Source organism: Shinella zoogloeoides, from assembly GCF_033705735.1.
In the GTDB taxonomy this organism is placed as follows: Bacteria; Pseudomonadota; Alphaproteobacteria; order Rhizobiales; family Rhizobiaceae; genus Shinella; species Shinella zoogloeoides_A.
The window spans coordinates 422569-447443 of record NZ_CP131131.1 but is presented as its reverse complement, the minus strand read 5'-3'; the positions used below and the strand labels follow the sequence as shown (position 1 = coordinate 447443).

Sequence of the window (24875 nt, the reverse complement as noted above, 5' to 3'; positions counted from 1 at the left end):
TCAGTCAACAACGCTTATCGCAGGATCGTGACAAGCGGCAGATAGGAGATGCGGACAGGCAGAGTCGCCTCGATGGTGCGCAGGATCGCATCCGGATCGTTGAGATCGAACACGCCTGTCACCTTCAGCGCACGCAGTCTGTTGCTCAAGATGACAATCTCGCCGCCGCGATAGCGCCGGATTTCCGCGACGACCTCACCGAGAGGCTTGCCGTTGAAGATGAGTTTGCCGCGGCGCCAGGCTGTTTCGCTCTCCGCATCCACTGCCTCAGCGTGCAACGCATGGCCGATAGCATAGCGGACCTGATGGTTGGCACTCGCCATAACCCGTTCGCCGCCGGTCCCGTCCGTCGAGACGGCGACAGTTCCTTCAACCACCGTGACGACCACTTCGGCGGGGCGCATGTTCACGTCGAAGACGGTGCCTATGGCCTGTGTCGACCCATTCGCCGCCGCAACCACGAAAGGCCGGCTGGGATCGTGCGTTACGGAGAATGTCGCCTGCCCGTAGTAGAGGGTGAGCGAACGCCGGCCGGGGGTGAAATCAAAGGACAGAGCAGTGCGCGCATTCAACCGCACCGTCGAACCGTCCGGCAAGGTCTCCGTCCGCTGCTCACCCATCCCGGTCGTGTAATCGGCAAAGAGCGCGGGGCCGAGAAGGCCCGAGCGATAGGCTGCAGCACCAAGGAATACGACACCGGCAGAACCGAGAAGTGCCCGGCGGGTCGTAACGCGGCGTCCCCTGCCCCGCGCCTCGTTGCCCACGACACCGAGGCCATGCCAGATGGTTTCGGCCTCCTCGGCCGCAAGGGCGTGCTCCGGGGACCGTTCGCGCCATGCGGCGAAGGCCGCACGGTCGACATCACCGGCCTTGCCCGAATGGAGCAGCACAAGCCATTCGATCGCCTGATCGCTCAGTGCAATATCTGCCTGTTTCCGTTTTTTCCCGGACACGTCTCGCCCTCTTCCGACTTGCATCAGCCTATAACAAGGACGATGCCGCCTGTCCCGATTTGCAGCGGAAGAACAAAACGATCATGCGGTCGCGCGAAAATGATTGCGGCAGTGGCGCAGCGCCTGCGCCAGATACTTCGCCACCATGCTTTCCGAAACACGCAGCTTTCCGGCGATCTCACGATGGGAGAGGCCATCGCAGCGGCTAAACAGCAGGGCCTCGCGGGCTCTCGCCGGCAACTCCGCCAGCGCCAGCGCCAGAAACCGCAGCTGGTCCCGGTCGATCGCAAAGACCTCCGGCGAGGGATAGGTATCAGCGATCGCCTCGTAAAGCGCGTCGTCGCTCACGCAGCGGGCGCGATGGCGGTTTTCCCGGCGAGCAAGATCGATGGCGATATTGCCGGCGATGCGCAGGAGAAGCGCCTGATGATCATGAATGACGGCAGGTTCGTCCTTCATGCGCGACAGGCGGATCCAGGTCTCCTGCATCGCCTCCTCCGCCAGTTCATGCGAACCGGTGCGGCGCTTCAAGGCGCTGCGCAGCATCTTCCAATGCCGCAGATAGACCGACATGAGGTCGTCTTGAAGGTCGGTTACGGAGGTGGTCATTGCGTCGGGCTCGTGCGGGAAATCGGTGCCCAAGCCGCCGACCCGATAGTGCACGTCCGGACAGTTGGAGCCCCGAACCTATAAAGTTGCATTAAAATGTCAAGTTTATAGGTTCGGGATTCTTTCCTCTCTCCCCAAACTGGCGGCCCGGCGGGCCGCCCCGGTGACCTAGAACTTATGGGTGCCGGTCAGCATGAAGCTGCACGGTGCACCGAGAATGTTGGCATTGTCCGTATAGCCGACGCTCTTGTAGTAGGACCTGTCCAGGAGGTTGTAGACGTTGAGTTTGAACTCGGTGCGTTAATTCGGCTTGTACGCCGCCATGAGATCAACAAGGCCATAACCACCTTTCTTGGCATTGCCTTCGATCGCGCTCTGGACGCGGGCTGCGCCACGGCCGGTCGTGTTGCAACAAGAGTTCGGCCATTGGCCGTAACCCGCCGCCTCGGCACTGCGCTCGGCGATCGACTGGGACCAGGCCTTCTTCGACACCGTTTCTCAGATCGAGGTGCCGAAATGGTCGAAAGGCCGCATCGCGCTGCTCGGCGATTCCGCCTGGTGCCTTACCTTCGCCGGTCAGGGCACCTGCACCGCAATGGCCGGCGCCCACATCCTCGCCGCGGAACTTGCCCGCAAAGGCTACACGGAAGCGCTGGAAAGCTACAAAGCCCGAATGCGGCCGCTGGTGATGAAGATGCAGGCCGTCTCACGCTAGATCGGCGGGCACTACATTCCGCAGAGCGCCTTCGGCATGCGGGTGCAGTCCTGGATACTCCCGGTCATGCTGTCGCGTCCCTTCATCAGATTCACATCGAGCCGGCTTGCGGCGCCGCCTCTGGAGCCCGATTGAGGAAACGCACAAATAACTTGACTATCATAGTCATATATTGTGATCGTTCTCCGATTGAAACATGCATCGCGGCACACGGCCTCACGCCGGTTGTGACGCATCCCTCTCCTTCGGAGAACGCCGTGGAGATCATCCGCGCCTGTGGCCTCAACATCTTCCTGGAGACCGCCAGCGTGCGGCGGGAAATGGTATGGGAAAGCATCACGCCGCCCGGCCATTGGCTCGGCACCCTGCTGGAAGGCAGCCTTTCCGTGCGGCAGGAAGGCTTCGGCGAGCACCTATGGGAGAGCGGCGGCGGCACCATCTTCTCCGCCAGCGAAGATGTCGCGACGCGCCATGTCGTCCTGCGCGACGGCAGCGTGGCGGCCGTCTTCGTGCAGATCGAAGCGGAGATGGCCGAACCGCTGGTCGGCGGCGACACGCTGGCGCTGATCTCGCGCAAGACGCCGGATCCGCGCCTTTGCCTGCCGGAAGCGGCGCGCACCATCGCCTGGCAGATGCTCGGCTGCCCGCTGCAAGGCCCGGCCCGCCGCCTCTACATGACCGGCAAGGCAATGGAGATGGTCGCCCATGTCCTCGATGACGCTACCGCGCCCACCAATGCCGGCATCACGGCAGGATGGCCGGCGCGCGACATCGCCCGGGTGCACGAGGCGCGCAGCATCCTGCTTGCCGAACTCGCCTCGCCGCCCAGCGTGCCGGAGCTTGCCCGCCGGGTCGGCACGAATGCCAAGAAGCTGGGCAGCGGCTTCCAGGCGCTGTTCGGCACCAGCGTCTACGGCTTCGTCAAGGCGAACCGGCTGGATGCCGCCCGTATGCTGCTGGAGGGCGGCGAGACGTCTATCGCCCGTGTCGCCCGGCGGGTCGGCTACCAGCCGCAGCATTTCGCCACGGAGTTCCGCCGCCGCTTCGGCGTCGCGCCCACCACCATCGCCGGCAAGGCCCGCTGACCGATAGTCCGTTTCCCGAACGTCTTTGCCGCGATCCCGAACGGCCCTGCGATTGTCCCTCCCGCCGGCCCCATGCGAAGACCCTCGCAAACATGAGGGAATTTCATCATGAATGGAAAACGCCACGCCGCCCTGCGCGCCGCGACCGTCCTTGCGGCCACGGGCCTCGTTCTCATCGACGCCGGCTCGCCTGCCGCGCAGGAGCAGGAGGCCAGCGGCACCACGTCCGGGGCAACCGTCCTCGAACAGATCGTCGTCACCGCGCGGCGGCGCGAGGAGAAGATCCAGGAGGCGCCCGTCGCGGTGACCGCCATTCCCGAGGAGCTCGGCAAGGGCCGGACGGACACGATGGAGGATGCCGCCTTCAGGACGCCGAACGTGCTCTTCAACGGACAGGGCGGCCCGGTCAGCATTCGCGGCGTGACGTCGCTCGGCATTTCCGGCGGCGTCGACAGGCAGCCTGCCGTCGGCATGTTCCTCGACGACGTCTATCTCGCCCGGCCGATGGGCTATCCCTTCATCCTCGAGGACCTGGAGCGCGTCGAGGTGGTGCGCGGCTCGCAGGCGACGCTCTACGGCAAGAACACGATCGGCGGGGCGGTCAACCTGATCTCGCGCGAACCCGGCGACACCGCCGGCGGCGAATTCTCCGCAACCATCGGCACGGACCTCGACAGGCGCTTCAAGGCGGCCTTCGAGACGCCCATCGAGGGCACGGACTGGGCGGTACGCGCCTCCGCCGCCTGGAGCGGCAATCGCGGCTATATCGAAAACCTCGTTACCGGCGAGGATGTCAGCGACACCGATCTCTTCTCCGGCCGCATCGTCGCCACCGGCGAAGTCGGCGACGGCACGAAGATCAGGATCATCGGCGATTACACCCGCGACCGCAGCGACGGCGGGCTCTGGTATGCGCCGCTGCCGCTCGCCTTCGACCACGAGGCGACCCACGATTTCGAGCCAGAGAACAGCGTCGACAGTGGCGGTCTCTCCGTCCGCATCGACCATGAATTCGAAACTGCGCGGCTGACCTCCATCACCGCCTTCCGCGGCCACGAGATGAGCAGCTACCTCGACGGCGACTTCACCGCCACGCCCTTCATCGGCCAAGCCCAGGAAGAGACGCAGCGCCAGTTCAGCCAGGAAATCCGCCTCTCCTCGCTGGACGACGACGTCTTCCGCTGGAGCGGCGGGCTCTTCTACATGCATGAACGCTTCGAGGGCAGGCAGTATTTCGACCTCGCGGCCTTCCCGCGGGATGTCTGGAGCCGGGACGTTTTCGAGCAATCGGCGGACACGGTGTCGGTTTTCGGCGAGGCCGGCTATTTCCTGACGCCGCAATGGGAGCTTTCGGCCGGCGGGCGCTACACCTACGACCGAAAGTCGACGACGAGCGAGATCTCCTCGCCGAGCGGCAGCTCCATGTTCGGCACGCCCGGCCGGGCCGAGGGCGACGTGTCCTTCTCCAACTTCTCTCCGGAAGCGGCCCTCACCTATCACCTGTCCGAAGGCAACATCGCCTATGCCAAGATCAGCCGCGGCTACAAGTCGGGCGGCATCAGCCCCTATATCGAGGCGGACGGCACGGCGAACCGCTACGACCCCGAGACCACCACGTCCTACGAGCTCGGCACCAAGGCGACCTCGGCCGACGGCCGGTTCACCCTGGCGGCATCGCTGTTCTTCATCGACTGGAAGGACCAGCAGGCGGTGATCTACACGACGCCGTTCACCCGCGTCTATCGCAATGCCGCGGCGGCGACGTCGAAGGGCCTGGAGATCGAGGCCACCGCGCAGCTCACCGAAGAATTCGGGCTGCGGTTCGGCTATGGCTACACCCGTGCCGGATACGACGATTTCGTCGATACGGTGATGGGCGCGGTCTATACCGGCAACGACCTGCCCTTCGCGCCGCGCCACAGCGTCAGCTCGGGCCTGCGCTTCGAGCGGGAGCTCGAAGCCGGCGCCGTGCTGAAGGCAGGTCTCGACTATACGTTCCGCAGCTCCTACGCCTTCACCGCCGATAACGGATACCGGCAGGAACCGACGCATCTGGTGGATGCCCATATCGGCATCGAGAAGGACGGCTGGAGCGCCAGCCTCTGGGCGAAGAACCTGACGGACGAGCGCTACCTGAAGAACTATTTCAGCTATAGCGGCACCGACATGGGCGTGGCGGCCCCCGGCCGGACGATCGGCATCACGCTGGCCAAGGTGTGGTGACATGGGCGGGAAAGACAATACCATGCTCCTCGCCGCCGCCGCGCCTGCTCCGGCGCAAACCGGCCGGCTGCGCTTCTTCGTGATGATCGGCGCGCTCTACTTCACGCAAGGCTTGCCCATGGGGCTTTCCATGGAGGCGGTGCCCGTGCTGATGCGCCAGAGCGGCGTCTCCATGGACATCATCGCGCTGGTGCCGCTCGCCGGCCTGCCCTGGATCGTCAAGTTCCTCTGGGCACCGGAGGTCGACAACCACTGGAATGCAAGCCTCGGGCGCCGCAGGAGCTGGATCGTGCTGATGCAGGTAATCCTCGCCGCCTGCCTCCTTCTGCTCGCCTTCCTTCCGCTCGAAGGAGCCGGCCTCTGGATGGCGGTGACGGCGCTCATGATCGGCTCGATCGCCAGCGCCACGCAGGACACCGCGACGGATGGCCTCGCTGCCGAACAGCTTGCCGGACGCGGGCTTGCCTATGCCAATGCATTGCAGGTCGGCGGCATGATGGGCGGCTTCATGGTGGGCGGCGGCGGCGTGCTGATGGTCGCCGACACACTCGGCCAGCAAGGCATATTCCTGCTGCTCGCGCTGTTCCCGGTCCTGACCGTCGCCATCGCCCTCTCCTGGCGCGAGCCGCCGCGTCCCGCCACGGCGCAAGGCGGCGGCAAGGCCCGGCTTGCCGATACGTTCCGCCGCCCCGGCATCGCACTGCTTCTCGTGCTCGCCTTCATCTATGGCGGCGCCCATGCGGGCGGGCTCAGCGTCAGCAGGATCTTTCTCGTCGACCAGGGCTGGTCGAACCAGGATACGGGTTTCGTCGCCACGCTCAGCGGCCTTGCGATGCTGATGTTCGGCTGCCCGCTCGGCAGTGCGCTGACGGCCCGCAACCGCTGGCTCGCCATGGGAATGGGCATGACACTTGCCGCCCTCGCCTTCGCCCTCTTCGGGCTCATTGCCGCGGGCATCTTGCCGATAGGCTGGTCTTCCGTCCTGCCAGCCATCGGCGTCCTGTCGGTCGCGAGCGGCTTCATCGCCGTCTCGGCGGCGACGATCATCATGGCCTTCGGCGGCGCGGGAAAACAGGCGGGCACGGACGTGACCGTGCTTCAGAGCGCCAACGTGCTCGGCGAGATGGCGATTGCCGGCCTCGTCGTCTGGGTGGCGGGGCGCACCGGCTATGTGCTCGCCTTCGGCGGCGCGGGCATGGCGCTCGTCCTTGCCCTTCTCTTCGTCTCGCGCGCCGCGCGCTCCATCCCCGTGACCCGATAATCGAGGATCATCCATGCTGAAGCTTTCCTCCACCATGGTCGACCGGATCGCGCGGCGGCCGGGCGGCTTTCTTGGCTATATGCTCTACCGCTTCCCCCTCGGCCACAAGATCGGCTTCGATCTGACGCTCAGGCAGCTTCCGCCGCAAAGGAGTGACCTCGTCCTGGAGGTCGGCTGCGGCGGTGGCGTCTTCCTGCGCCGGCTGCTGAAAAGCGGCTGTCGCGCCGTCGCCATCGACCACAGCCCGGACATGATCGCCAATTCCGGCCGGTTGAACGCCGGGGCGCTCGCCGAAGGCCGCCTGACATTGCACGAGGCCGACGCCGCGGCCCTGCCCGTCGCGAGCGGCACGATCGACAAGGTCTATTGCCTCAACGCCTTCTTCTTCTTTCCCGAGCCGTCCGCAAGCCTGAAGGAGATGGCGCGCGTGCTGAAGCCCGGCGGCCGACTGGCGCTCATCACCTCCCCGCCGGCCTTCCGGAAGCAGATCGCCAGGATCTCCGCCAGCATGGCGGAGACCATGCGCTTCGACGAACCGGAGACGCTGGCCCGATGGGCGCACGAGGCCGGCCTGATGCCCGTCGAGACACGCGAGGTCGCGAGCGCCGGCATTCTCTTCATCGCCCGCAAGGAGGACATGTCATGACGAAGGAGCCCTTCATCGAGGCACCCGGCTTCCGCGGACGCATCACCGGAAAGCTCGGCGACATGCTGGTGATCGACGCTGAGGTTGAGGCCGACATTCCCGCGCATGCGGGCGACACGGCGGAATTCGCCATCGTCGTGAGCGGCCGCTTCGAGCTGTGCATGAGCGGATCCACGCTCCCCTGCGGGCCGGGCGACCATCTCGTCGTCGAGGCGGGCGTCGAGCACGCCATCCGTGTCATCGAACCAGGCCGCATTGTCCTCATTGGCAAGATGTAGCCGGCATGACGCCCGCTACCGTTCCCACCCCGAAGCAGGCCATTCAGCGCGAATGAGCCGAACGACCGCTTTGAGGACAAGCTTACAAGTCTCCTTAACGTATCGAGCGCAAAAGCTCTTGAAGGGATGTGAACCTGAGATCCTGCTATTCCGATTTTCGCTTGGTGCCATATTATCTAGTAGCTGCAGGATCTTGATCCCCTCTCAAGGTGGGAACAACGACTCTATTCGGTCGTGCCTTTTATACGTCATGACCTGACATCTCGCCCATTTGTGAATACCGCTTATCAAGAATAAGATATGAACGACAGAGAAGCGCTTCCAGACATTGATACCGCCGCAAGTCAAGACCAACTCATTGAATAGCCCCGAGTTTCGTCGACGCCCTCGGGTTAGATTTTCTGCTGCTTCTCGAACTCGACGGGCGACAGCATTCCGTTCCTGACGTGTTTCCGTTTCGGGCTGCAGAACATTTCAATGTAGTCGAACACGTCCCGACGTGCTTCATCGCGTGAACGGTGGTGCGATGAATGAATACCCCGAATCCCATACTCGATCTCTATCATGGTGACCGCGATTCAAACCAGGGAGAACGATCACTATGCATGCCCTCAAGCGCGTCGTACTTTACGCGCGTTATTCGACAGATCAACAAAACCCCGCTTCGATCGAAACCCAGCTCGATCTCGGAAAGGAATTCGTCATGCGGCAAGGCTGGGATCTGGCCGACACCTTCGTTGATGCTGGTGTCAGCGGCTCGTCATTTGAGACGCGGCCCGGTCTCCAGGCCGCATTGGCCAGGTCGAGCACTGGCGCCTATGACGTCTTTCTATGCCTCACTCTCGATCGCCTTTCCCGCGACCTCGAGCACAGTGCTCGCATTCTCAAGATCCTGCAGTTTCATGATGTCGAACTGTGGACGGTACACGGCGCCGCAGCGGTGTCGTCAATGGAATTGGGACTGAGGGCGGTTCTCAATCAAGAGGTGCTCGAACAGGTTCGCTATCGCACGCGCGAAGGCATGAAGACTGTCGCCAGGCATGGCCGGGTGCCAGGTGGTATCTGTTACGGCTACAGAGTGCGACGTGAGTTCGACGATAGCGGGGAGCCGGTGCGCGGCCTGCGTTCGATCGACATCGCTGAGGCGGCAACCATCGTCTGGATTTTTGAGCGGTATGCAGACGGCATGAGCCCGGTCAGGATCGCTGACGAACTCAATGCACGCGGTGTACCCGGCCCGCGCGGTCGACCTTGGCAAGGGACCGCTATTCGCGGTCATCGTAATCGTGGGAGCGGCATTCTGAACAATCAGGCCTATATCGGACTGATCGTCTTCAACCGCCTCGCCTACCGGAAAAATCCTGCGACAGAACGTCGGGTCTCTCGGGAGAATGCTGTCGAACACCATGTCGTGCAGGAGGTGCCGTCGCTCAGAATTGTTGAAAATGCCCTTTGGCAACGGGTGAAGACCCGCCAGGAGAACTGGCGCGCGGGCTAGGACAAGGCTCGTACCGTTCGGCCGGATGGCTTCACTCCGCGCACGTGCCAAGGATCGGCGTCATCAGCCTTACATGCGTATCGATACGCTCGAGAACCTTCGCCGGAGCGACACTACGTTCCGGCAGCGACCACCAAACTTCGTTGACGCGCTCGACCGTATCGACCACCGCTTTAAGCACAGCCGCTTCCGGCAAGCGCGCGCGATTGGCGAAGGCTTTCCATCGTTGCGCATTCAACGCCTTGAAGGGGCGCTCGCCGGCGAGCGACAGAGCCATGGCATCTGCTGGGATGTAAGGGATCGTCGAGAGCACGTCGTAGACAGGCGCAAACTCCGGTTTGTCGCCCGCTTCGCGATAGATCAGCGACCAGTTTTTCAGGTGCATGTCACCATTGCCGGTTATGGCAGCCAGAGCCAGTCGGCGGACGAACTCGAGCGCAGCGTCGGGCGAAACGGCAATGTTCAAGGCTGCGGCGATATCATGATATGCAGCTCCTTCGTACTTCCGCGAAGGATAGACGCCGAATACCTGCGCGAAATCCTCGATATGGATCCGCTCGCCGTTTGCGCCACGATCGAAACGTTTGACGAGCAGGACTCTACCGTCCGACAGCGTCTCGAACTCCTTCGGGATACCTTCGAACTCTGATTGCTCGACGAGTTCACGCTCCGGAACCTCCATGCCGATCGCTTCAGCCAGTGCAAGATTGGCATATTCATTTTCCGACACGCCGGGAAACGAGGTCGATGGAAACTTGGCAATGTAGGCCCCCTGCTCGTCGCCGATCGGCAACGTCAGTCCACCGCCCTTCCCCGTGTTCTTGATGACCGAAAGCTTCATCTGAACGCCGGCGAGCGAAAACCGGGCTTTCGGCTTGCTAGAGGGCAGATTGTCGAGACGAGCAATCGTCCTGTCGCTCGGCACGACGCGGACGGCGCCTGGCAGATCCGAACCCAGTGCGACGAGCAGATCGAAATCGTTTCCCGCGCGAACACTCCCCGCGTGGTGTTTTTCCATTGCCTCGCGCAGCTTGTCTTCGGGAAGCAGATTGGCGAAGAACGCCGGCAACGCTCTGGCGACGGGTTTCGGGTCCTTGCGCAAGCCGCCAGTGACTGCGCGAAAAGACAGGCTGAGCACCGGGAAGCCGCCCGTGGCGCGATAGCTGTCCTCGAAGCTGAAGGCGTTGAAATCGCCAGGCGTCCTGACAATCGTACCGACCTTCACATCGTTCAACAGCACGCTGAGCGACGAGATGGACCTCGGATTGGAAGATGATTCAGACATTCTCATCCCCGTCCCCGTCCGGATGAGCCATGAATGCCGGGAGATCGTCGAGATCATCCTGCGGCCGCAGCAGCGCGCTGACGGCCGGAACCATAGTCTGCGGTATAAGCATCAGTTCAAGCCCGAGGGCGCGGCCGATGTTGATCAGGGTCGTCGTGCGCGCAGCACTGCTTCCGGCTTCTATCTCACGATAGCGGGGGCGCGATATACCCGCCATGTCGGCAACCTGTTCCTGCGTCAGTTGCCTGCCTTTACGCGTAGCCTTCAGCAACTGCCCGATTTCCAGCAAGGCATCCGACTCAGACCGTGCCATCCTACCTACCCAAAAGTTCTCCGTGGAGCAGGGCAAGCTATCTCAAACTTTCTGAGCTCGGTCAACGGAAAAGATATAAATACGTATCATATAGCATTAATTGATCCGTATTAATATCATTTATGCTGCTTTCTGAACGGCCGCGTAACGGCCAACGAGTCGCGTCCACCATACATACTTTAAAGGCACGTCCCTATTTCCGTTCGCCCCGGCACTGATGCCAGAGAGAAACGGATGAGGATGCCCAAACACGATCTTTCATCACGTCATTTTCAGCGAAAAATTTCGGAATTCCGCGAGGTGCGTATTGCACCGATATCCTCCAAGCAGGTGCTGGAGAATCTTCGCCCCTATCTGATCAGCCTCATCATGTACCGCAAGCTGCCACCGATCCTGAATGGACATCTCGACTGGACCGCGATCATCCGATGGCTTAAGGCGCCTCCCGTTAGCGAAGACGCCCGCCGGCAAAGCAGTATACCCAGATGAGCAAAAGTGAGGCAGTCAAAAAGACAGCGCCAGTTTCCTCGACCAGAAAACCGAAGCGCGCTGCGACCGACGGGGTTTGCTGAGTAATCATCTCAGGTTCGACTGAGTACCGCCGCTACCAGGCGGCAGCCAGCAAGCAGCGTTATGCGATCCGCTTTCCTGGTGTCACCTATGGCGGCGGTTCGCTTTCGCCCCACACCCGGGCATCTGTAGCCAATGCCAATCAGAATATGGCCGAGGAACTCGACGACACGCTTCATCGATGACGACCGCATCGAGATCGACTTCAATACTGTCGAACGGTCCATCAGACCGATCGCCCTCAATCGGAAAAAAGCGTTGTTCGCCGGCTCCGACGCCGGAGCCGAGCATTGGGCGACAATCGCCTCACTGATTGAAACGGCGAAGCTCAACGGCGTCGAGCCGATGGCCTATCTCACCGACGTAATCACCAAGATCGTCAATGGCCATCCCAACAGCCAGATTGATGACCTGTTGCCATGGGCCTATGCCGAGATGCCAGACGCCAAAGCAGTGGCCTGACAACACCGCCTACGACGTACACGCGGCATCAAAGCAATCGTTCTTTCCGGTCACGATTCCTCGCTTGACAGAAAGGCTGGCGCGTATAGACCCGCGGCAGGTATTTTCGGTTGGAGCAAGCATTGTGAAAGCACTGGCATCCGTTTCGGCTTTCGTCGGCAAGACCTTCGCCGGCTGGGTCATCCTCTTCGCGGTCCTCGGTTTCTTTTTTCCCGATACCTTCAAGCAGTTCGGTCCTTGGATCGTCACGCTTCTGGCGATCATCATGTTCGGCATGGGACTGACCTTGTCGGTTGAAGACTTCCGCGAAGTGGTGAAGCGTCCCTTCGATGTCGCCATCGGCGTGCTCGGCCAGTTCCTCATCATGCCGCTTCTCGCCGTCCTGCTGACGCGGATCATCCCGATGCCGCCGGAAGTAGCGGCGGGTGTCATCCTCGTCGGCTGCTGCCCCGGCGGTACGTCTTCGAATGTCATGACCTACCTGTCGAAGGGCGACGTCGCGCTGTCGGTGGCTTGCACCTCCGTCACGACGCTGGCCGCGCCGCTCATCACGCCCTTCCTCGTCTGGCTGTTTGCCAGCCAGTACCTTCCCGTCGACGGCTGGGCCATGTTCCTCAGCATCGTCAAGGTCGTCCTCGTGCCGCTCGCCCTCGGTGCACTCCTTCAGAAGCTGCTGCCCGGCGTCGTCAAGACGGCGGTGCCCGCGCTGCCACTCGTGAGCGTCATCGGCATCGTCCTCATCGTTTCCGCCGTTGTCGGCGCGTCGAAGGCGTCGATCGTTCAATCCGGCCTGATGATCTTCGCCGTCGTCGTCCTTCACAACGGGCTCGGCTATCTGCTCGGCTTCTTCGCGGCGAAGGTCACGGGGCTTTCCCTTGCCAAGCGCAAGGCGATTGCCATCGAGGTCGGCATGCAGAATTCGGGTCTCGGCGCGGCGTTGGCGACGGCCTATTTCTCGCCGCTCGCCGCCGTTCCCAGCGCCATTTTCAGCGTCTGGCACAACATCTCGGGCGCACTGCTGGCCAACTGGTTCGCTGGGAGAAAGGAAGAGGCCTGACAGGCCGCACATTCTAAAGTTGCAGTTTGGCAACTCCCGTGCAACGATCCGGTGACCGAGGTAACCTCGGCGCTGCTGCGCCCGGCTGTCGGTTGGTACAATGAGCACTCCTGGCGAAGAGGACCGCCGTGACCGTTCTGAATGCCCTTGACGCCGCCTTCAGCGGCATGGCGCTGCATTCGGCCAGCGCATCCGCCGCTGGGCGCAGCCGGCACCGATGAAGCGCATGGTGCTGCTGGCGCTTTTCTGCGGCCTTGCCATCGCCGCCATCGGCGTCATCTCCGGCGGCAAGACCTTCGGCACAGGCTACGAGCAGGCCAAGGGCGCCGTGCAGGGCCAAGCTCTGCCGCTGCTTTTCTTCCTCGAAAAATTCGCAGCCGGCTTCCTCTCCATGCTTTCAGGCATACCCGGCGGCATCTTCGCACCATCGCTTTCGGTCGGGGCCGGCCTCGGCAGCACGCTTGGCTCGCTCCTCGGCACGAGCATCGCCCTTTCGGCAGTGCTCGGCATGGCGGGATACTTCGCCGGCGTCGTGCAGGCGCCGATGACCGCCTTCGTCATCATCCTCGAAATGACCGGCGACCACGAGGCCGTGATCCCCATCATGGCCGTGGCAATGCTCGGCTACCTGATGTCGCGCATCCTCTCGCGCGAACCGCTCTACCATGGGCTGGCGCGCGTCTTCATCGCCGCGGCCATCCGGGCGCGGCGGGCAGCGGAGAAGGGACAGGAAGAAATTCCGCCAAGCGCATGAATGCGTCCCGATGCATGTGGAAGGCGGAACGGTGTTGAGCCGCGCGCAACATTTTCTATAACGGCTTCGTTTCCCGGATCTGGTAAAACTCCGAGTGGCTCTTCTGGCCGCCGATCGGCCAGACAACATATCGATCAGGCCTGTTCTTCGCCGGCAAGGTTGCGAGGCTCTTCCACGTTCGCTCCGTGCTGAACGATACGGGCTACGAGCGCACCTATCATGTCGACGGCCAGATATTCTTCGCCTCGGCGGAGAGCTTCATCGCCGCCTTCGATTTCGCCGAGCCGCTCCGCAAGGTAACGATCGACGTGTCGCAAGCGCATCTGAGGGGCATCACCGCCATCGGCGCGCTCGACAAGATCGTCCTCAAACACCGCCGCCAAGGCATCGAGGCCTCGGTAATCGGCGTCAACGAGGCGCGTGCGCACATGCTTGACCGCTTCACCCTCCACGACAACGAACATGCTGCCCTATCGGCAGGAGCGGACCATTAAGGTTCTGGCGGCCCGATTTCGCGGCCGCGCGGGACTCGCTTCCCTTGGAAGGCGCTCGTCTTCAAATTCCGACGCAGCCCTACCACGGGTTCGTTCCGAAACATAGGAAGGCCCGGCTTCGGCCGGGCCTTTCCAATTCGGCGTCGCGGCGCCGGGCCGAACAGCATTTTCTACAACGACCCATTTGACGGCGCATAGCGCGCCAGTGCCTTGATCACATGGCGTGCCCTGACACGTCCGATCTGCCTGCCTGCCTCATCGAGAACACCCACCCATTCATGCTGGTCGAAACAGGGCAGCACGTCCTCGCAACGCGCATCGGCCGGCATCGCCATCTCGCAAGGCTCGAATGCTCCCTTCTCCATGATCGTGCGGATATGGATGGCCCGCGCCTTGTTCACATCGCGAACGAACTCCTCGATATGGGCGTTGGCCGGGTTGAGAACGATCTCCTCCGGCTTGCCCACCTGCTGCACGGCCCCGTCCTTGAGCACGGCGATCCGGTTTCCGATCTTCAGAGCTTCGTCGAAATCATGCGTAATGAACAGAATGGTCTTGTTCAGCGAGGATTGCAGTTCGAGAAGCTGTTCCTGCATGCCCGAACGGATCAGGGGATCGAGCGCGGAGAAAGCTTCGTCCATCAGCAGGATATCGGTGTCCATGGCCAGCGCCCGGGCAAGGCCGACACGCTGCTGCTGACCGCCGGAGAGCTGGCGCGGTCGTGACTTCTCGTAGCCGGAAAGTCCGACGATCCCGATCCAGTGCGCGGCCTTTTCCAGCCGCTCGGCCTTGCTCATGCCGCGCGTTTCCAGGCCATAGGCGACATTGTCGATGACGGAACGATGCGGCAGCAATCCGAACTTCTGGAACACCATGGCGATGCGGGTGCGCCGGAAATCGCCGAGCTGCGCCATCGTCATGTCGAGCACCTTCTCGCCATTGACGACGATTTCGCCCGCCGTCGGCTCGATCAGCCGGTTGACATGGCGGATCAGCGTCGACTTGCCGGAGCCGGAAAGCCCCATCACGACATAGATCTGCCCTTTCTCGATATCGAGCGAGACATTGTCGAGACCGACCACATGGCCGGTCTCGGCCTGCACGTCGGCCTTGGAGCTGCCCTGCCGCAGCAGCGCCAGCGCCGCCTGCGGATCCGGGCCGAAGATCTTGGTGACGCCCCGCATGATGATGGCAAGCTCGTCCGAGCCGGGCGCAGAAGCGGGATCATGAAGCTGAGCATGCTCTGTCATCAGCGAACCTCCCCAACGCCGATCCGCTCCTGGAGACGGCGCCCATAGGCCTGAGTGATGCGATCGAACACGATGGCGAGTGCGACGATGCCGAGACCGGCGAACAGCCCGCGGCTGACCTCAAGCCGGCCGATGCCCTGAAGCACCTGATAGCCGAGGCCGCCCGCACCGATCATCGAGGCGATGACGACCATGGCGAGCGCCATCATCGTCGTCTGGTTGATGCCGGCGAGGATGGTGGGCAGCGCAAGGGGAATTTGCACCCCGAACAAACGTTGCGTGGCCGAGGTGCCGAACGCGCGGCTCGCCTCCATCACCGCCGGGTCCACGTTGCGCAGGCCGAGATCCGTCAAGCGGATTAGCGGTGGCGATGCGTAGACTATGGTGGCGAGCAGCGCGGGTATCTTGCCCGGCCCGAAGATCATCACCGTCGGAATGAGGTAGACGAAGCTCGGCAGGGTCTGCATCAGGTCGAGCACGGGCGTCACCATCTGGCGGACACGGTCCGAACGCGACATCCACACGCCGACCGGAATGGAAATGACGATCGCCGTCAGCGTGGCAGCAATCATCAGCGCCGTGGTTATCATCGCGTCACGCCACAATTGCATCAGGCCGAGGAAAACCAGTCCCAGGAAGACGACAAGCGGCAGTCGCCAATTGCGTGTCGCCATGAAGGCGAGGCCGACGAAGAAGGCGATGAACAGCCACCACGGCGTCGCGATGAGCAGGCGCTCGATCCAGTTCAGCAGCATCAGCAATGGATAGGCCGCGGTTTCAAGCTCGCCGCCCCAGTTGCGCACCACCCAGCTCAACCCGTCGTCGACGGTGCGCCTGAGCGGCCTTGTGTCGATCAGTTCCGGAAACATCCGCTCCCCTTGAAATATACGATTGAAAACCCGCCAGAAGAAAATGCGACCGGGCAGATGGCCCGGTCGCTTGCAGACGTTGAGATGACCGCGCCGCCATCACTTCAGGAAGGCGCGTACCTTCTCGGCAACCTCGACCGGAACCCAGCCCGTCCAAACGTCCTGCTCCGTCTTGAGGAAGTTGCGAGCGGTTTCGGCCGCATCGGCCTTGTTCTCGTCGCCATAGACGAGAAGCTTACTGATCTGGGCATTGCTCAGGCCGGCCTTGGCCATATAAGCGGCGACGGCCGGCGCTTCCTTCGGCAACCAGGACGCAGCGCCGATAATCGCCGGGGAAGACGGGTAAGCGGTGATGCCCGGGGCGTCCGTGCAGTCGGTGTCCGTATTGCAGGCATAGACGTCCGGCTTTGCCGGGCCGAGGTCGAGCTGGACCGCATCGAATTTACCGAGGATCGAGGTTGGCCCCCAGTAGTAGAACAGGATCGGTTCCTCGCGGGTGAAGGCGCGCGCAATCGAGGCATCGAGAGCCCCGCCGGAGCCTGGCGAGAATAGGTTCCACCCCTTGCCGGACATATCGAAGGCTTCATAGAGTGCCGAGGTAGACAGCTCACACGCCCAGCCGGGAGGGCACGAATACAGCCGCCCCTTGTCGCCGTTCTCCGGGTCCGGGAAAAGGTCGGGCCGAGCGATCACCGCTTCGGCGCTCTTCAGTTCGGGATGCTTTTCCTGCATGTAGCGCGGAATGAACCAGCCCTCGACCGTGCCGTCTGTGATGGCATCGCCGAGCTTGACGACGATACCGTCTGCAATGCCCTTCTCCCAGGCTTCCTCGACCGTGCTGGTCCAAAGTTCCGGTGCAACGGCAGGCGTGCCGCGCGAAATCATCGATGCGGAGGTCGGAACCGTGTCGCCCGTCACAATCTCGACCGAGCAGCCGTAACCGTGCTCCAGGATGATCGCATGGATATGCGCAAGCGCCGCCGCCGATGGCCAGGTCATCTCGGCTATGTCGATCTTCTTCTCGGTACCACATGCAGCAGCATCCTGCGCGTTTGCAATTGCACTCGTAGAAGCGGCAGCAATCACGCCAGCAGGGAGAAAGGAAAGACCAATCAGAGCGGTAGCGACAAACGATTTTCTAAGCATATATAACCCCATCCATTCATTTCAATGGATTAAGGCTATCAACCATGAAATACCCTGTCAAATTCTTGCAGGATACATTTATATTACGCACAAATCGATCTCTTCTACATATGAAAGTATACGATTGTATATTCAAAAAATTCATCACGATTCAATCAAACAGAAATCATGTTTCTACGTAAATTTTTTGGTGGAAAAAAATTCTCATTCCCCGTCTATCGAGCAGGGTTTGAGTTCATGCACAACGCTCGGTCTGACCTCGACCGCTGGAGTTTGAGGAAACACCGGGCAGGTATCGAACTGGCTCCCGCACGCCTTTGCATGGATGCATGCACGATGCATCCGACATCCCCGCCATCGTCTGGGCGGCAAGCGGAAATCGACACTCCGACCTTAAAAGGCGATCGTGCTGACCGCCGGGAACATCGATTCGGGAGTTTTCTTCGGCATATTATTGCCGAACCAAGTCATGATCTGGCAATTTCCTGCCTGATCGATCTTCCATCCATGGCTCACTGCGAGAAAATACAATGGTTTAGATTTGGCCCGGCTCTTGCAATGAATGGAGGATGGCGCGGTAGGAGAGAACCGCGTCCTTTGCACAACGGGAGGAGTTTTCCATGAAGAAAGCCGTCAAACGCGCCGCCATCGCGGCTGTCGCCACCCTGGCCATGGCCGCGTCCGTCACATCGGCGCGGTCCGACGAATTCATCAACGTCCTGACCGGCGGCACGTCCGGGGTGTATTATCCGCTCGGCGTCGCCCTGTCCAAGATCTACGGCGACAAGATCGAAGGCTCGCGCGTCCAGGTCCAGGCGACCAAGGCGTCGGTCGAGAACCTGAACCTGCTGCAGCAGGGCCGTGGCGAGATCGCCTTCGCGCTCGGCGATTCCGTTAAGCTCGCCTGGGAGGGCGACGCCGAGGCCGGGTTCAAGGCGCCGCTCGACAAACTGCGCGGCATCGCCGCTATCTATCCCAACTACATCCAGATCATGGCGTCAAAGGAATCGGGCATCGCCACGCTTGCCGACTTCAAGGGCAAGAGCCTTTCGGTCGGCGCGCCAAAATCCGGCACGGAGCTCAACGCCCGCGCCATCCTGACGGCCGCCGGCATGAGCTATGACGACCTTGGCAAGACGGAATACCTGCCGTTCGCCGAATCCGTCGAACTGATGAAGAACCGCCAGCTCGACGCCACGCTGCAATCGGCAGGCCTCGGCGTCTCATCCTTCAAGGACCTTGCCACCTCGCTCGACGTCCAGATGGTCGCCGTTCCGGAAGACATCGCCACCAAGCTCGGTGCGCCCTACATCGCCGCCACCGTTCCGGCGGGCACCTACCAGGGCCAGGACAAGGACGTTCCGACGGTCGCCGTCGTCAACTTCCTCGTGACCCATTCGGAGGTTTCGGACGAGACCGCCTACCAGATGACCAAACAGCTCTTCGAGAACCTTCCGGCCATGGTCGCCGCGCACAAAGCGGCCGAGCAGATCGACCTCAAGGAGGCGCTGAAGGGCATGCCGATCCCACTGCATCCTGGCGCCGAGCGCTTCTACAAGGAAAAGGGGCTGCTCTGACGGGTCCGGGACAATCCATGCGGCGACGGAGGATCGCCGCATGGAAGCCCTCGCCCATCAGCCACTCGGGAGGAAACGATGCACGACACCCAAGGATCGATCGACGGCGCCGCCGTCGATCTCAGCAAGCATGATGCGCTCGCGGGCGCATTTCCCGCGACTCCGGAAGGACGCCTGCTCTTTGCAATTGCCTTCTTGTTCTCCGTCTTCCAGATCGCGACGGCCGCGCATCTTCTCGATCCGCCGAGCCAGCTCATCCGAGCGATCCATGTCGGCTTCGTCACCGTCCTGATCTTTCCATTGCTCACCGCCATGTCCGGCCGCCGCGGCCTAGTGCGCATCGCCGCCTGGACGCTTTCGGCGTTCGGGGCGGCCGTGGCCGCCTACCAGTGCTACGAATATGCGGACCTTCTGGTGCGCGCGGGCGATCCCCTGCCGCAGGACATCGTCTTCGGAGTCCTGGGAATCGGCATCGTCTTCGCCGCCGCTTGGGCCTTGATGGGACCGGCGCTGCCGATCATCGCCGGCGTCTTCCTCGCCTATTGTCTGTTCGGTGAATACCTGCCCGCTCCGCTCGACCACCGCGGCTACGACTTCTCCCAGGTCATCGACCACATGGCCTACGGGACGGAGGGCATCTACGGCATCCCGACGCTGGTATCGTCCAGCTATATCTTCCTCTTCATCCTGTTCGGCGCCTTCCTGGAGAAGGCGGGCATGATCCAGCTCTTCAACGATGTCTCGCTCAGCCTCGTCGGTGCGCGGCGGGGCGGGGCGGCGAAGGTCTCGATCATCTCTTCCGCCCTGATGGGTACGATCTCCGGCTCGGGCGTCGCCAATGTCGTCACCACCGGCCAGTTCACGATCCCGCTGATGAAGCGGTTCGGCTACAGCCCGGCCTTTGCCGGCGGCGTGGAGGCGACCGCCTCCATGGGTGGCCAGATCATGCCGCCCGTCATGGGCGCCGTCGCCTTCATCATGGCCGAAACGCTCGGCGTCGAATATCACGAGGTCGTCAAGGCCGCCCTCATTCCCGCGATCCTCTACTTCGCCTCCGCCTTCTGGATGGTGCATCTGGAAGCCGGAAAGCGCGGCCTTCTCGGACTGTCCAGAAGCGAGCTGCCCTCGGCACGCACAGCCATCGTCAAGGGTTGGTATCTGATCCTGCCGCTTGCCGCGCTCATCTGGCTGCTCTTCTCCGGCTATACGCCGCTTTTCGCCGGCACGGTGGGCCTCGGCTTCACCCTGCTGCTCATTCTCGGCAGCTCGATCGCTCTCGGCCTTCCCTCGACGGTCGTCAGGGTCATCTTCTGGATCGGCCTCGGTCTCATCGCCGCCGCCTTCTTCAAGTTCGGCATAAAGGTCGTGGTGGTCGCCCTTGCCGCGCTGATCGTCGCCAATGCCGTCTGGAAAGGCGGGCGCGAGACGCTCGTAATCTGCCGCGATGCGCTGGCGGAAGGCGCCAAGACCGCGCTGCCGGTGGCCATCGCCTGCGCGCTCGTCGGCATCATCATCGGTACGATGACGCTGACCGGCGCGGCCAACACCTTCGGCCAGTTCATCGTTTCGGTCGGCGGCAAGAGCCTGTTCCTGTCGCTGCTGCTGACCATGGTGACGTGCCTCGTTCTCGGCATGGGCATCCCGACGATCCCGAACTACATTATCACCTCGTCCATCGCGGGTCCGGCGCTTCTCGAACTCGGCGTGCCGCTGATCGTCAGCCATATGTTCGTGTTCTATTTCGGCATTCTCGCCGACCTGACACCGCCGGTGGCGCTCGCCTGCTTCGCCGCCGCGCCCATCGCCCGCGAGAGCGGCCTGAAGATATCCTTCGAGGCCATCAAGGTGGCCGCGGCGGGCTTCGTCATTCCGTTCATGGCGGTCTATTCCCCGGCACTCATGCTCCAGGACGGCGGCGCGATTGCCGCCTCCCTCGGCTATCCGGCGGCGGTCGCCTACATCGTCTTCAAGACGGGCTTCGCGATTGCCCTGTGGGGCGCTGCAGTGATCGGCTTCGCCGCCGTCCGGCTCACGCTCTTCGAGCGCGTGCTGGCGACGGCCGCGTCCTTCTCCACGCTCGCCGCGCTGCCCTTGACGGACGAGATCGGCTTCGCGCTCGGAGCCGCCTTCGCCGTCCTCATCTGGCGCAAGGCTCGCGCGGCCGAGCCGAAAGCGGCCTGATGAGCGCACTGCTGTGCATGGCGGGCGGCAAGGCCATCGTCCTTGCCGCCGGCCTTTTTACCCTGAGCTGGACCCATTCGGTGGAGAAGACCGCATGGCAAGAACTCTGGGCCGTCACGCCGGATGGTCTGGTGCTGCGGGAGGCGCGCGTAAAGGGCTCGGGCGCCGGCATGGAGCCCGGCGAAGGCGCGCGCCGACAGGACGGCTGGTGGGTATGGGAACCGCATGCCGCCCCACTTGCCGAACTGGTGCTCGCATCGTCCGGCGCCACCGGCTCCGGCTGGATGCTCTGCGCCGGCGACGATTGCCGGGAGCTTGGCCACGACAAGGGGGAGCCCATCGTGCTACGCTCTTGCCCCGCAGCCACACTGAAGGAATCCGGCAAATGATGACCGGATGCCATTCTTCTGTTCTTTCAGTACGGAAGGGGCGCTAAGCTCATGGCCGAGAACATTCACAGACGGATCGATCCGAAAATGACGCGCACCATCGGCCGCATGACGTTCGCCATGCTTGTGGCGACCTGCATCGCGCCCTTCGTCGCCTATCACCTGGCAAGCGGCGTCGCCATCGGCGCGCTCGAAGGTCAGCTCCAGCGCAGCCTCGTCCTGACCAATCGCGCCATCGAAACGGAGATCGAGCGCTTCCGCTACCTGCCGATGGTGATCGGCGAGGACGCGCGCATCCGCGCGATAGCCGGGCCGGAGCGCGGCGAGACGACCCTCGCCGCCGCGAACGCCTATCTGGAGACCATCGTCCGGCAGGCCGGCCCCGCCGACCTTTACGTGCTCGACGCCCGCGGCGTCACCCTTGCGGCCAGCAACCATGCAACGCCGGAGAGTTTCGTCGGGCAGGATTACAGTTTCCGCCCGTATTTCCGCAACGCGATGCGCAAAGGAGAGGGCCGCTACTACGCCATTGGCGTGACGACCGGCAAGCCCGGCTATTTCCTCGCCTCGCGCATCGATATCGCCGGCAAGCCGCCCATCGTCGTCGTCGTCAAGGCGGACCTGTCGCCGCTGGAGCTGACCTGGGAGGCAGCCGGCGTACAGACCGCCATCGCCGACCGCTGGGGCATCGTCTTCCTCTCTGGCAATCCGGACTGGAAATATCGTCCACTGGCGCCGCTCGGGACGGAAGCTTCGGTGCGGCTCGCGGCGGAACGCACCTACGAGGGCGCCGACCTTGCGGCACGCAGGCCGATCCTGCCGGAAGGGGTCGGCCTGCCCTCCGGCGCCCTGGAGGACCCAGCGCTCCATCTCGAAGAAGGCGGTGCACCGCTGCTCGCCCGCTTCTCGACGGTGGAGCCGGACGGCTGGCGCGTGCTGGCGGCGAGCGGCACTGGGGATACCGCCAAGCTCGCAGGCTTCTGGGCGCTCGCCGCGCTGATCACCGGCCTTTTGGCGACAGGCACGCTCTACTTCCTGCACCAGCACGCCCAAATCATCCGTATGCGGCTGCGTCAAGGCGAACTGCTCGAACGCATGGTGGCCGAGCGCACGCGGGATCTCGCCTGCGAGATCGACATGCGCCGCAGGACCGAGGACGAACTGCGCCACGCGCAGGAGGGCCTCATCCATTCGGAAAAGATGGCGGCGCTCGGCCGCATGTCCGCGGCGATCGTGCACGAGGTCAGCCAGCCGCTCGCCGCGCTCGATGCCACCCTCGCAACGGCCGGCGTGCTGGCCGGCAAGCAGGAGGCCGGGGCCGCCGGCGAACGCATCGTCGACGCGCGCTCCCTCGTCCGGCGCATGCAACGTACCGTCAAGCACCTGAAGACCTTCGCCCGCAAGGACGCCTCGGAGCTGGAGGACGTTTCGATCGACAGCGTCATCGGCAACGTGGTGGACCTCGCCGTCCCGCGTACGAAAAGCCTCGGCATCACCCCCGTCATCGAGGCACAGGCCCCCTCGCCCATCGTGATCGCCGTCGCGCTGAAGCTCGAACAGGCGATGCTCAATCTCCTGCTGAACGCGCTGGATGCCGTCGAGGGGCGCCCCGACCCCGCCATCACGATCCGGCGCACGCAGGATTCGGATCGCGTCGAGGTAGCGATCATCGACAACGGATCGGGCATCGCGCCGGAACATCGCGAGCGCATCGGCGAACCCTTCTTTACCACTAAGCTGACGGGCGAAGGCCTCGGCCTCGGCCTGTCCATCGCCACGACGATCGTGCGCGAATGCGGCGGCGAGATCCGGTTCGCCGAAGTGCCGGGCGGAGGGACCTCCGCTATCGTCTCCGTGCCGCTCGGCAGGCGTGACGCCGGCAACCTGGAGGCGGCGCAATGAACCGCGGCCACATCCTGCTGGTCGACGACGACCGCGACCTGCTGAAGGCCGCAACGGACTGGCTCACCGTCAGCGGTTTTTCCGTCGAAGCATTCCATCGGCCGGAGGAGGCCTTTACGGCGCTGCTACGCGCAGAGCCGCATGTCGTCGTCACGGACGTGCGCATGCCGGGTATCGACGGCATGACGCTGCTCAATTCCATCGTTTGCCAGAAACCGGACGTGCCTGTCGTGCTTATCACGGCGCATGGCGATGTCGGACTTGCCGTCCAGGCGATCAAACAAGGCGCGGAGGATTTTCTGGAAAAGCCTTACGATGCCGAACGCTTGCTTACGGTGCTAGACAAGGCCGTTGAGAAGCGGCGCATGAAACAGGAGATCGTGCGCCTCCAGAATCTTGTCGGTGGCGAGGAAAAGGACGCCATCGTCGGCGACAGTCCAGCGATCCAGAATCTGCGCAGCCGTGTCGCGACACTCGCCGATGTCGATATCGACGTTCTCGTCATCGGCGAAACGGGCACAGGCAAGGAGCTTGTCGCACGCGCGCTCCATCGGCTCAGCCGGCGCTCCGCCGGTCCCTTCGTCGCCATCAACTGCGGGGCGCTGCCGGAAGCCATCTTCGAAAGCGAGGTGTTCGGCCATGTGAAAGGCGCCTTCACCGGCGCGATTGCCGATCGCGAGGGCAAGTTCGAGCATGCCGCCGGCGGCACGATCTTTCTCGACGAGATCGAATCCATGCCGCTCGGCCTGCAGGCGAAAATCCTGCGCGTGCTGCAGGAACGGGTCGTCGAGCGGCTCGGCGAGAACCGGCTGCGGCCCGTCGACGTGCGCATCGTCGCCGCCGCCAAGAGCGATCTTGCCCCCGAGATTGCTGCCGCGCGCTTCCGTGAAGACCTCTTCTATCGTCTCGCCACCGTGGATATCCGCATTCCGCCGTTACGCCAGCGGCGCGACGACATTGGCCTCCTGTTCGGCCATTTCGCCACCCTTGCGGCGCACAGATATGGCCGGCCCATTCGGGCGGCTCCCGCCGGCCAGATCGAGCAACTCCGGCAGCAGGAATGGCGAGGCAATGTGCGTGAACTCAAGGCACAGGCAGAACGCTTTGCGCTGGGCCTCGACGATACCATCATGCAGGCCGGCACGGCCGCACCCGAAGCAACGGACCTTGCCCTGCCGGATCGGTTGGCCGCATATGAGGCCCATCTCATCCGCGAAGCACTTGATCGCAGCGATGGAAGCGCCGCGCGCGCAGCTGCGGTCCTCGGCATTCCGCTTCGCACACTCAACGAAAAGATGAGCCGGCGCGGTCTCCAGAGCTATCGAAGGAGGCAGACGGAAAACAACGAGCAGTAGCGG

At 63.0% G+C, this 24875-nt stretch carries 21 protein-coding genes, 5 pseudogenes and 1 other annotated feature; of the genes and pseudogenes, 17 read left to right on the top strand and 9 right to left on the bottom strand.

The window, feature by feature from the left end:
* Positions 1-14: 14 nt before the first annotated feature.
* The 3 genes from ShzoTeo12_RS19765 to ShzoTeo12_RS19755 all read right to left on the bottom strand — a co-directional run bounded on the left by ShzoTeo12_RS19765 (position 15) and on the right by ShzoTeo12_RS19755 (position 2054).
* Positions 15-953: a FecR family protein gene (locus ShzoTeo12_RS19765; protein WP_318913793.1), complete on the bottom strand. Its 939-nt coding sequence runs from the start codon at positions 951-953 to the stop codon at positions 15-17.
* A gap of 81 nt (positions 954-1034) precedes the next feature.
* Positions 1035-1562 carry an RNA polymerase sigma factor gene (locus ShzoTeo12_RS19760; RefSeq protein WP_318913792.1) on the bottom strand — a complete coding sequence of 176 codons (528 nt, stop codon included), beginning with the start codon at positions 1560-1562 and terminating at the stop codon, positions 1035-1037.
* A 300-nt stretch (positions 1563-1862) separates the two neighbouring features.
* Positions 1863-2054 (bottom strand): hypothetical protein, encoded by a 192-nt coding sequence (locus ShzoTeo12_RS19755; protein ID WP_318913791.1) that lies wholly within the window; start codon positions 2052-2054, stop codon positions 1863-1865.
* Between the two features lie 16 nt (positions 2055-2070).
* Here ShzoTeo12_RS19755 and ShzoTeo12_RS19750 point away from each other — a divergent pair, with 16 nt between their 5' ends.
* The 6 genes from ShzoTeo12_RS19750 to ShzoTeo12_RS19725 all read left to right on the top strand — a co-directional run bounded on the left by ShzoTeo12_RS19750 (position 2071) and on the right by ShzoTeo12_RS19725 (position 7770).
* A complete protein-coding gene (locus tag ShzoTeo12_RS19750) occupies positions 2071-2277 on the top strand; it encodes an FAD-dependent monooxygenase (RefSeq protein WP_318913789.1) in 207 nt (68 codons plus the stop codon).
* A gap of 257 nt (positions 2278-2534) precedes the next feature.
* A complete protein-coding gene (locus ShzoTeo12_RS19745; protein ID WP_318913787.1) occupies positions 2535-3362 on the top strand; it encodes an AraC family transcriptional regulator in 828 nt (275 codons plus the stop codon).
* 108 nt (positions 3363-3470) lie between these two features.
* Positions 3471-5585, top strand: a complete 2115-nt coding sequence (locus ShzoTeo12_RS19740; protein WP_318913786.1) for a TonB-dependent receptor — start codon at positions 3471-3473, stop codon at positions 5583-5585.
* 1 nt (position 5586) lies between these two features.
* Positions 5587-6846, top strand: a complete 1260-nt coding sequence (locus tag ShzoTeo12_RS19735) for an MFS transporter (protein ID WP_318913785.1) — start codon at positions 5587-5589, stop codon at positions 6844-6846.
* Positions 6847-6859: 13 nt separating this feature from the next.
* Entirely contained in the window at positions 6860-7492 is a 633-nt protein-coding gene (locus tag ShzoTeo12_RS19730; RefSeq protein ID WP_318913784.1) for a class I SAM-dependent methyltransferase, read from the top strand.
* A complete protein-coding gene (locus tag ShzoTeo12_RS19725) occupies positions 7489-7770 on the top strand; it encodes a cupin domain-containing protein (RefSeq protein ID WP_318913783.1) in 282 nt (93 codons plus the stop codon). Before ShzoTeo12_RS19730 ends, ShzoTeo12_RS19725 begins: the two co-directional genes overlap by 4 nt.
* A 392-nt stretch (positions 7771-8162) precedes the next feature.
* Here the strand turns inward: ShzoTeo12_RS19725 and ShzoTeo12_RS19720 are convergent.
* Positions 8163-8291 (bottom strand): annotated as a pseudogene (locus tag ShzoTeo12_RS19720) (IS3 family transposase); the annotation flags it as partial.
* Between the two features lie 80 nt (positions 8292-8371).
* On the opposite strand from ShzoTeo12_RS19720, the gene ShzoTeo12_RS19715 reads away from it, so the two are divergent.
* Positions 8372-9268, top strand: coding sequence for a recombinase family protein (locus tag ShzoTeo12_RS19715; RefSeq protein ID WP_318913781.1), 897 nt, complete (start codon positions 8372-8374; stop codon positions 9266-9268).
* A 31-nt stretch (positions 9269-9299) separates the two neighbouring features.
* On the opposite strand, the gene ShzoTeo12_RS19710 is transcribed toward ShzoTeo12_RS19715, so the two are convergent.
* Entirely contained in the window at positions 9300-10553 is a 1254-nt protein-coding gene (locus tag ShzoTeo12_RS19710) for a type II toxin-antitoxin system HipA family toxin (protein WP_318913715.1), read from the bottom strand.
* On the bottom strand, positions 10546-10866 hold the full coding sequence (locus ShzoTeo12_RS19705) for a helix-turn-helix domain-containing protein (protein WP_318913780.1): 321 nt from the start codon (positions 10864-10866) through the stop codon (positions 10546-10548). The genes ShzoTeo12_RS19710 and ShzoTeo12_RS19705 overlap by 8 nt, the downstream gene beginning before the upstream one ends.
* A gap of 234 nt (positions 10867-11100) precedes the next feature.
* Here ShzoTeo12_RS19705 and ShzoTeo12_RS28290 point away from each other — a divergent pair.
* The 5 genes and pseudogenes from ShzoTeo12_RS28290 to ShzoTeo12_RS19680 all read left to right on the top strand — a co-directional run.
* A pseudogene (locus tag ShzoTeo12_RS28290) lies at positions 11101-11606 on the top strand (hypothetical protein); the annotation flags it as partial.
* Position 11607: 1 nt separating this feature from the next.
* A pseudogene (locus ShzoTeo12_RS19695) lies at positions 11608-11898 on the top strand (transposase domain-containing protein); the annotation flags it as partial.
* Between the two features lie 124 nt (positions 11899-12022).
* The gene (locus ShzoTeo12_RS19690) at positions 12023-12955 is read left to right on the top strand and encodes a bile acid:sodium symporter family protein (RefSeq protein ID WP_318913776.1); all 933 of its coding nucleotides are present in this window, start codon (positions 12023-12025) and stop codon (positions 12953-12955) included.
* A gap of 143 nt (positions 12956-13098) precedes the next feature.
* Positions 13099-13709, top strand: a pseudogene (locus tag ShzoTeo12_RS19685) (chloride channel protein); the annotation flags it as partial.
* Positions 13710-13781: 72 nt separating this feature from the next.
* Positions 13782-13837 (top strand) — a sequence feature (sul1 is cis-regulatory element that is thought to sense ions involved in sulfur or methionine metabolism; They are found in Alphaproteobacteria).
* Positions 13838-13843: 6 nt separating this feature from the next.
* Positions 13844-14203, top strand: a pseudogene (locus tag ShzoTeo12_RS19680) (STAS domain-containing protein); the annotation flags it as partial.
* 170 nt (positions 14204-14373) lie between these two features.
* Here the strand turns inward: ShzoTeo12_RS19680 and ShzoTeo12_RS19675 are convergent.
* From ShzoTeo12_RS19675 to ShzoTeo12_RS19665, 3 genes are all read right to left on the bottom strand, one after another.
* On the bottom strand, positions 14374-15453 hold the full coding sequence (locus tag ShzoTeo12_RS19675; protein ID WP_318913774.1) for a betaine/proline/choline family ABC transporter ATP-binding protein: 1080 nt from the start codon (positions 15451-15453) through the stop codon (positions 14374-14376).
* Positions 15453-16322: a proline/glycine betaine ABC transporter permease gene (locus ShzoTeo12_RS19670; RefSeq protein WP_318913773.1), complete on the bottom strand. Its 870-nt coding sequence runs from the start codon at positions 16320-16322 to the stop codon at positions 15453-15455. Before ShzoTeo12_RS19670 ends, ShzoTeo12_RS19675 begins: the two co-directional genes overlap by 1 nt.
* Positions 16323-16421: 99 nt before the next feature.
* Positions 16422-17468 (bottom strand): glycine betaine ABC transporter substrate-binding protein, encoded by a 1047-nt coding sequence (locus ShzoTeo12_RS19665; RefSeq protein ID WP_318913771.1) that lies wholly within the window; start codon positions 17466-17468, stop codon positions 16422-16424.
* A gap of 620 nt (positions 17469-18088) precedes the next feature.
* On the opposite strand from ShzoTeo12_RS19665, the gene ShzoTeo12_RS19660 reads away from it, so the two are divergent.
* The 5 genes from ShzoTeo12_RS19660 (at position 18089) to ShzoTeo12_RS19640 (ending at position 24872) form a co-directional block, all read left to right on the top strand.
* Positions 18089-19045, top strand: coding sequence for a TAXI family TRAP transporter solute-binding subunit (locus ShzoTeo12_RS19660; RefSeq protein ID WP_318913770.1), 957 nt, complete (start codon positions 18089-18091; stop codon positions 19043-19045).
* Positions 19046-19123: 78 nt separating this feature from the next.
* Positions 19124-21226, top strand: a complete 2103-nt coding sequence (locus tag ShzoTeo12_RS19655) for a TRAP transporter permease (RefSeq protein ID WP_318913769.1) — start codon at positions 19124-19126, stop codon at positions 21224-21226.
* Positions 21226-21615 (top strand): DUF1850 domain-containing protein, encoded by a 390-nt coding sequence (locus ShzoTeo12_RS19650; RefSeq protein WP_318913768.1) that lies wholly within the window; start codon positions 21226-21228, stop codon positions 21613-21615. Before ShzoTeo12_RS19655 ends, ShzoTeo12_RS19650 begins: the two co-directional genes overlap by 1 nt.
* A gap of 87 nt (positions 21616-21702) precedes the next feature.
* Positions 21703-23517: a sensor histidine kinase gene (locus tag ShzoTeo12_RS19645; RefSeq protein WP_318913767.1), complete on the top strand. Its 1815-nt coding sequence runs from the start codon at positions 21703-21705 to the stop codon at positions 23515-23517.
* On the top strand, positions 23514-24872 hold the full coding sequence (locus ShzoTeo12_RS19640) for a sigma-54 dependent transcriptional regulator (RefSeq protein WP_318913765.1): 1359 nt from the start codon (positions 23514-23516) through the stop codon (positions 24870-24872). The genes ShzoTeo12_RS19645 and ShzoTeo12_RS19640 overlap by 4 nt, the downstream gene beginning before the upstream one ends.
* The last annotated feature ends 3 nt before the right edge of the window (positions 24873-24875 follow it).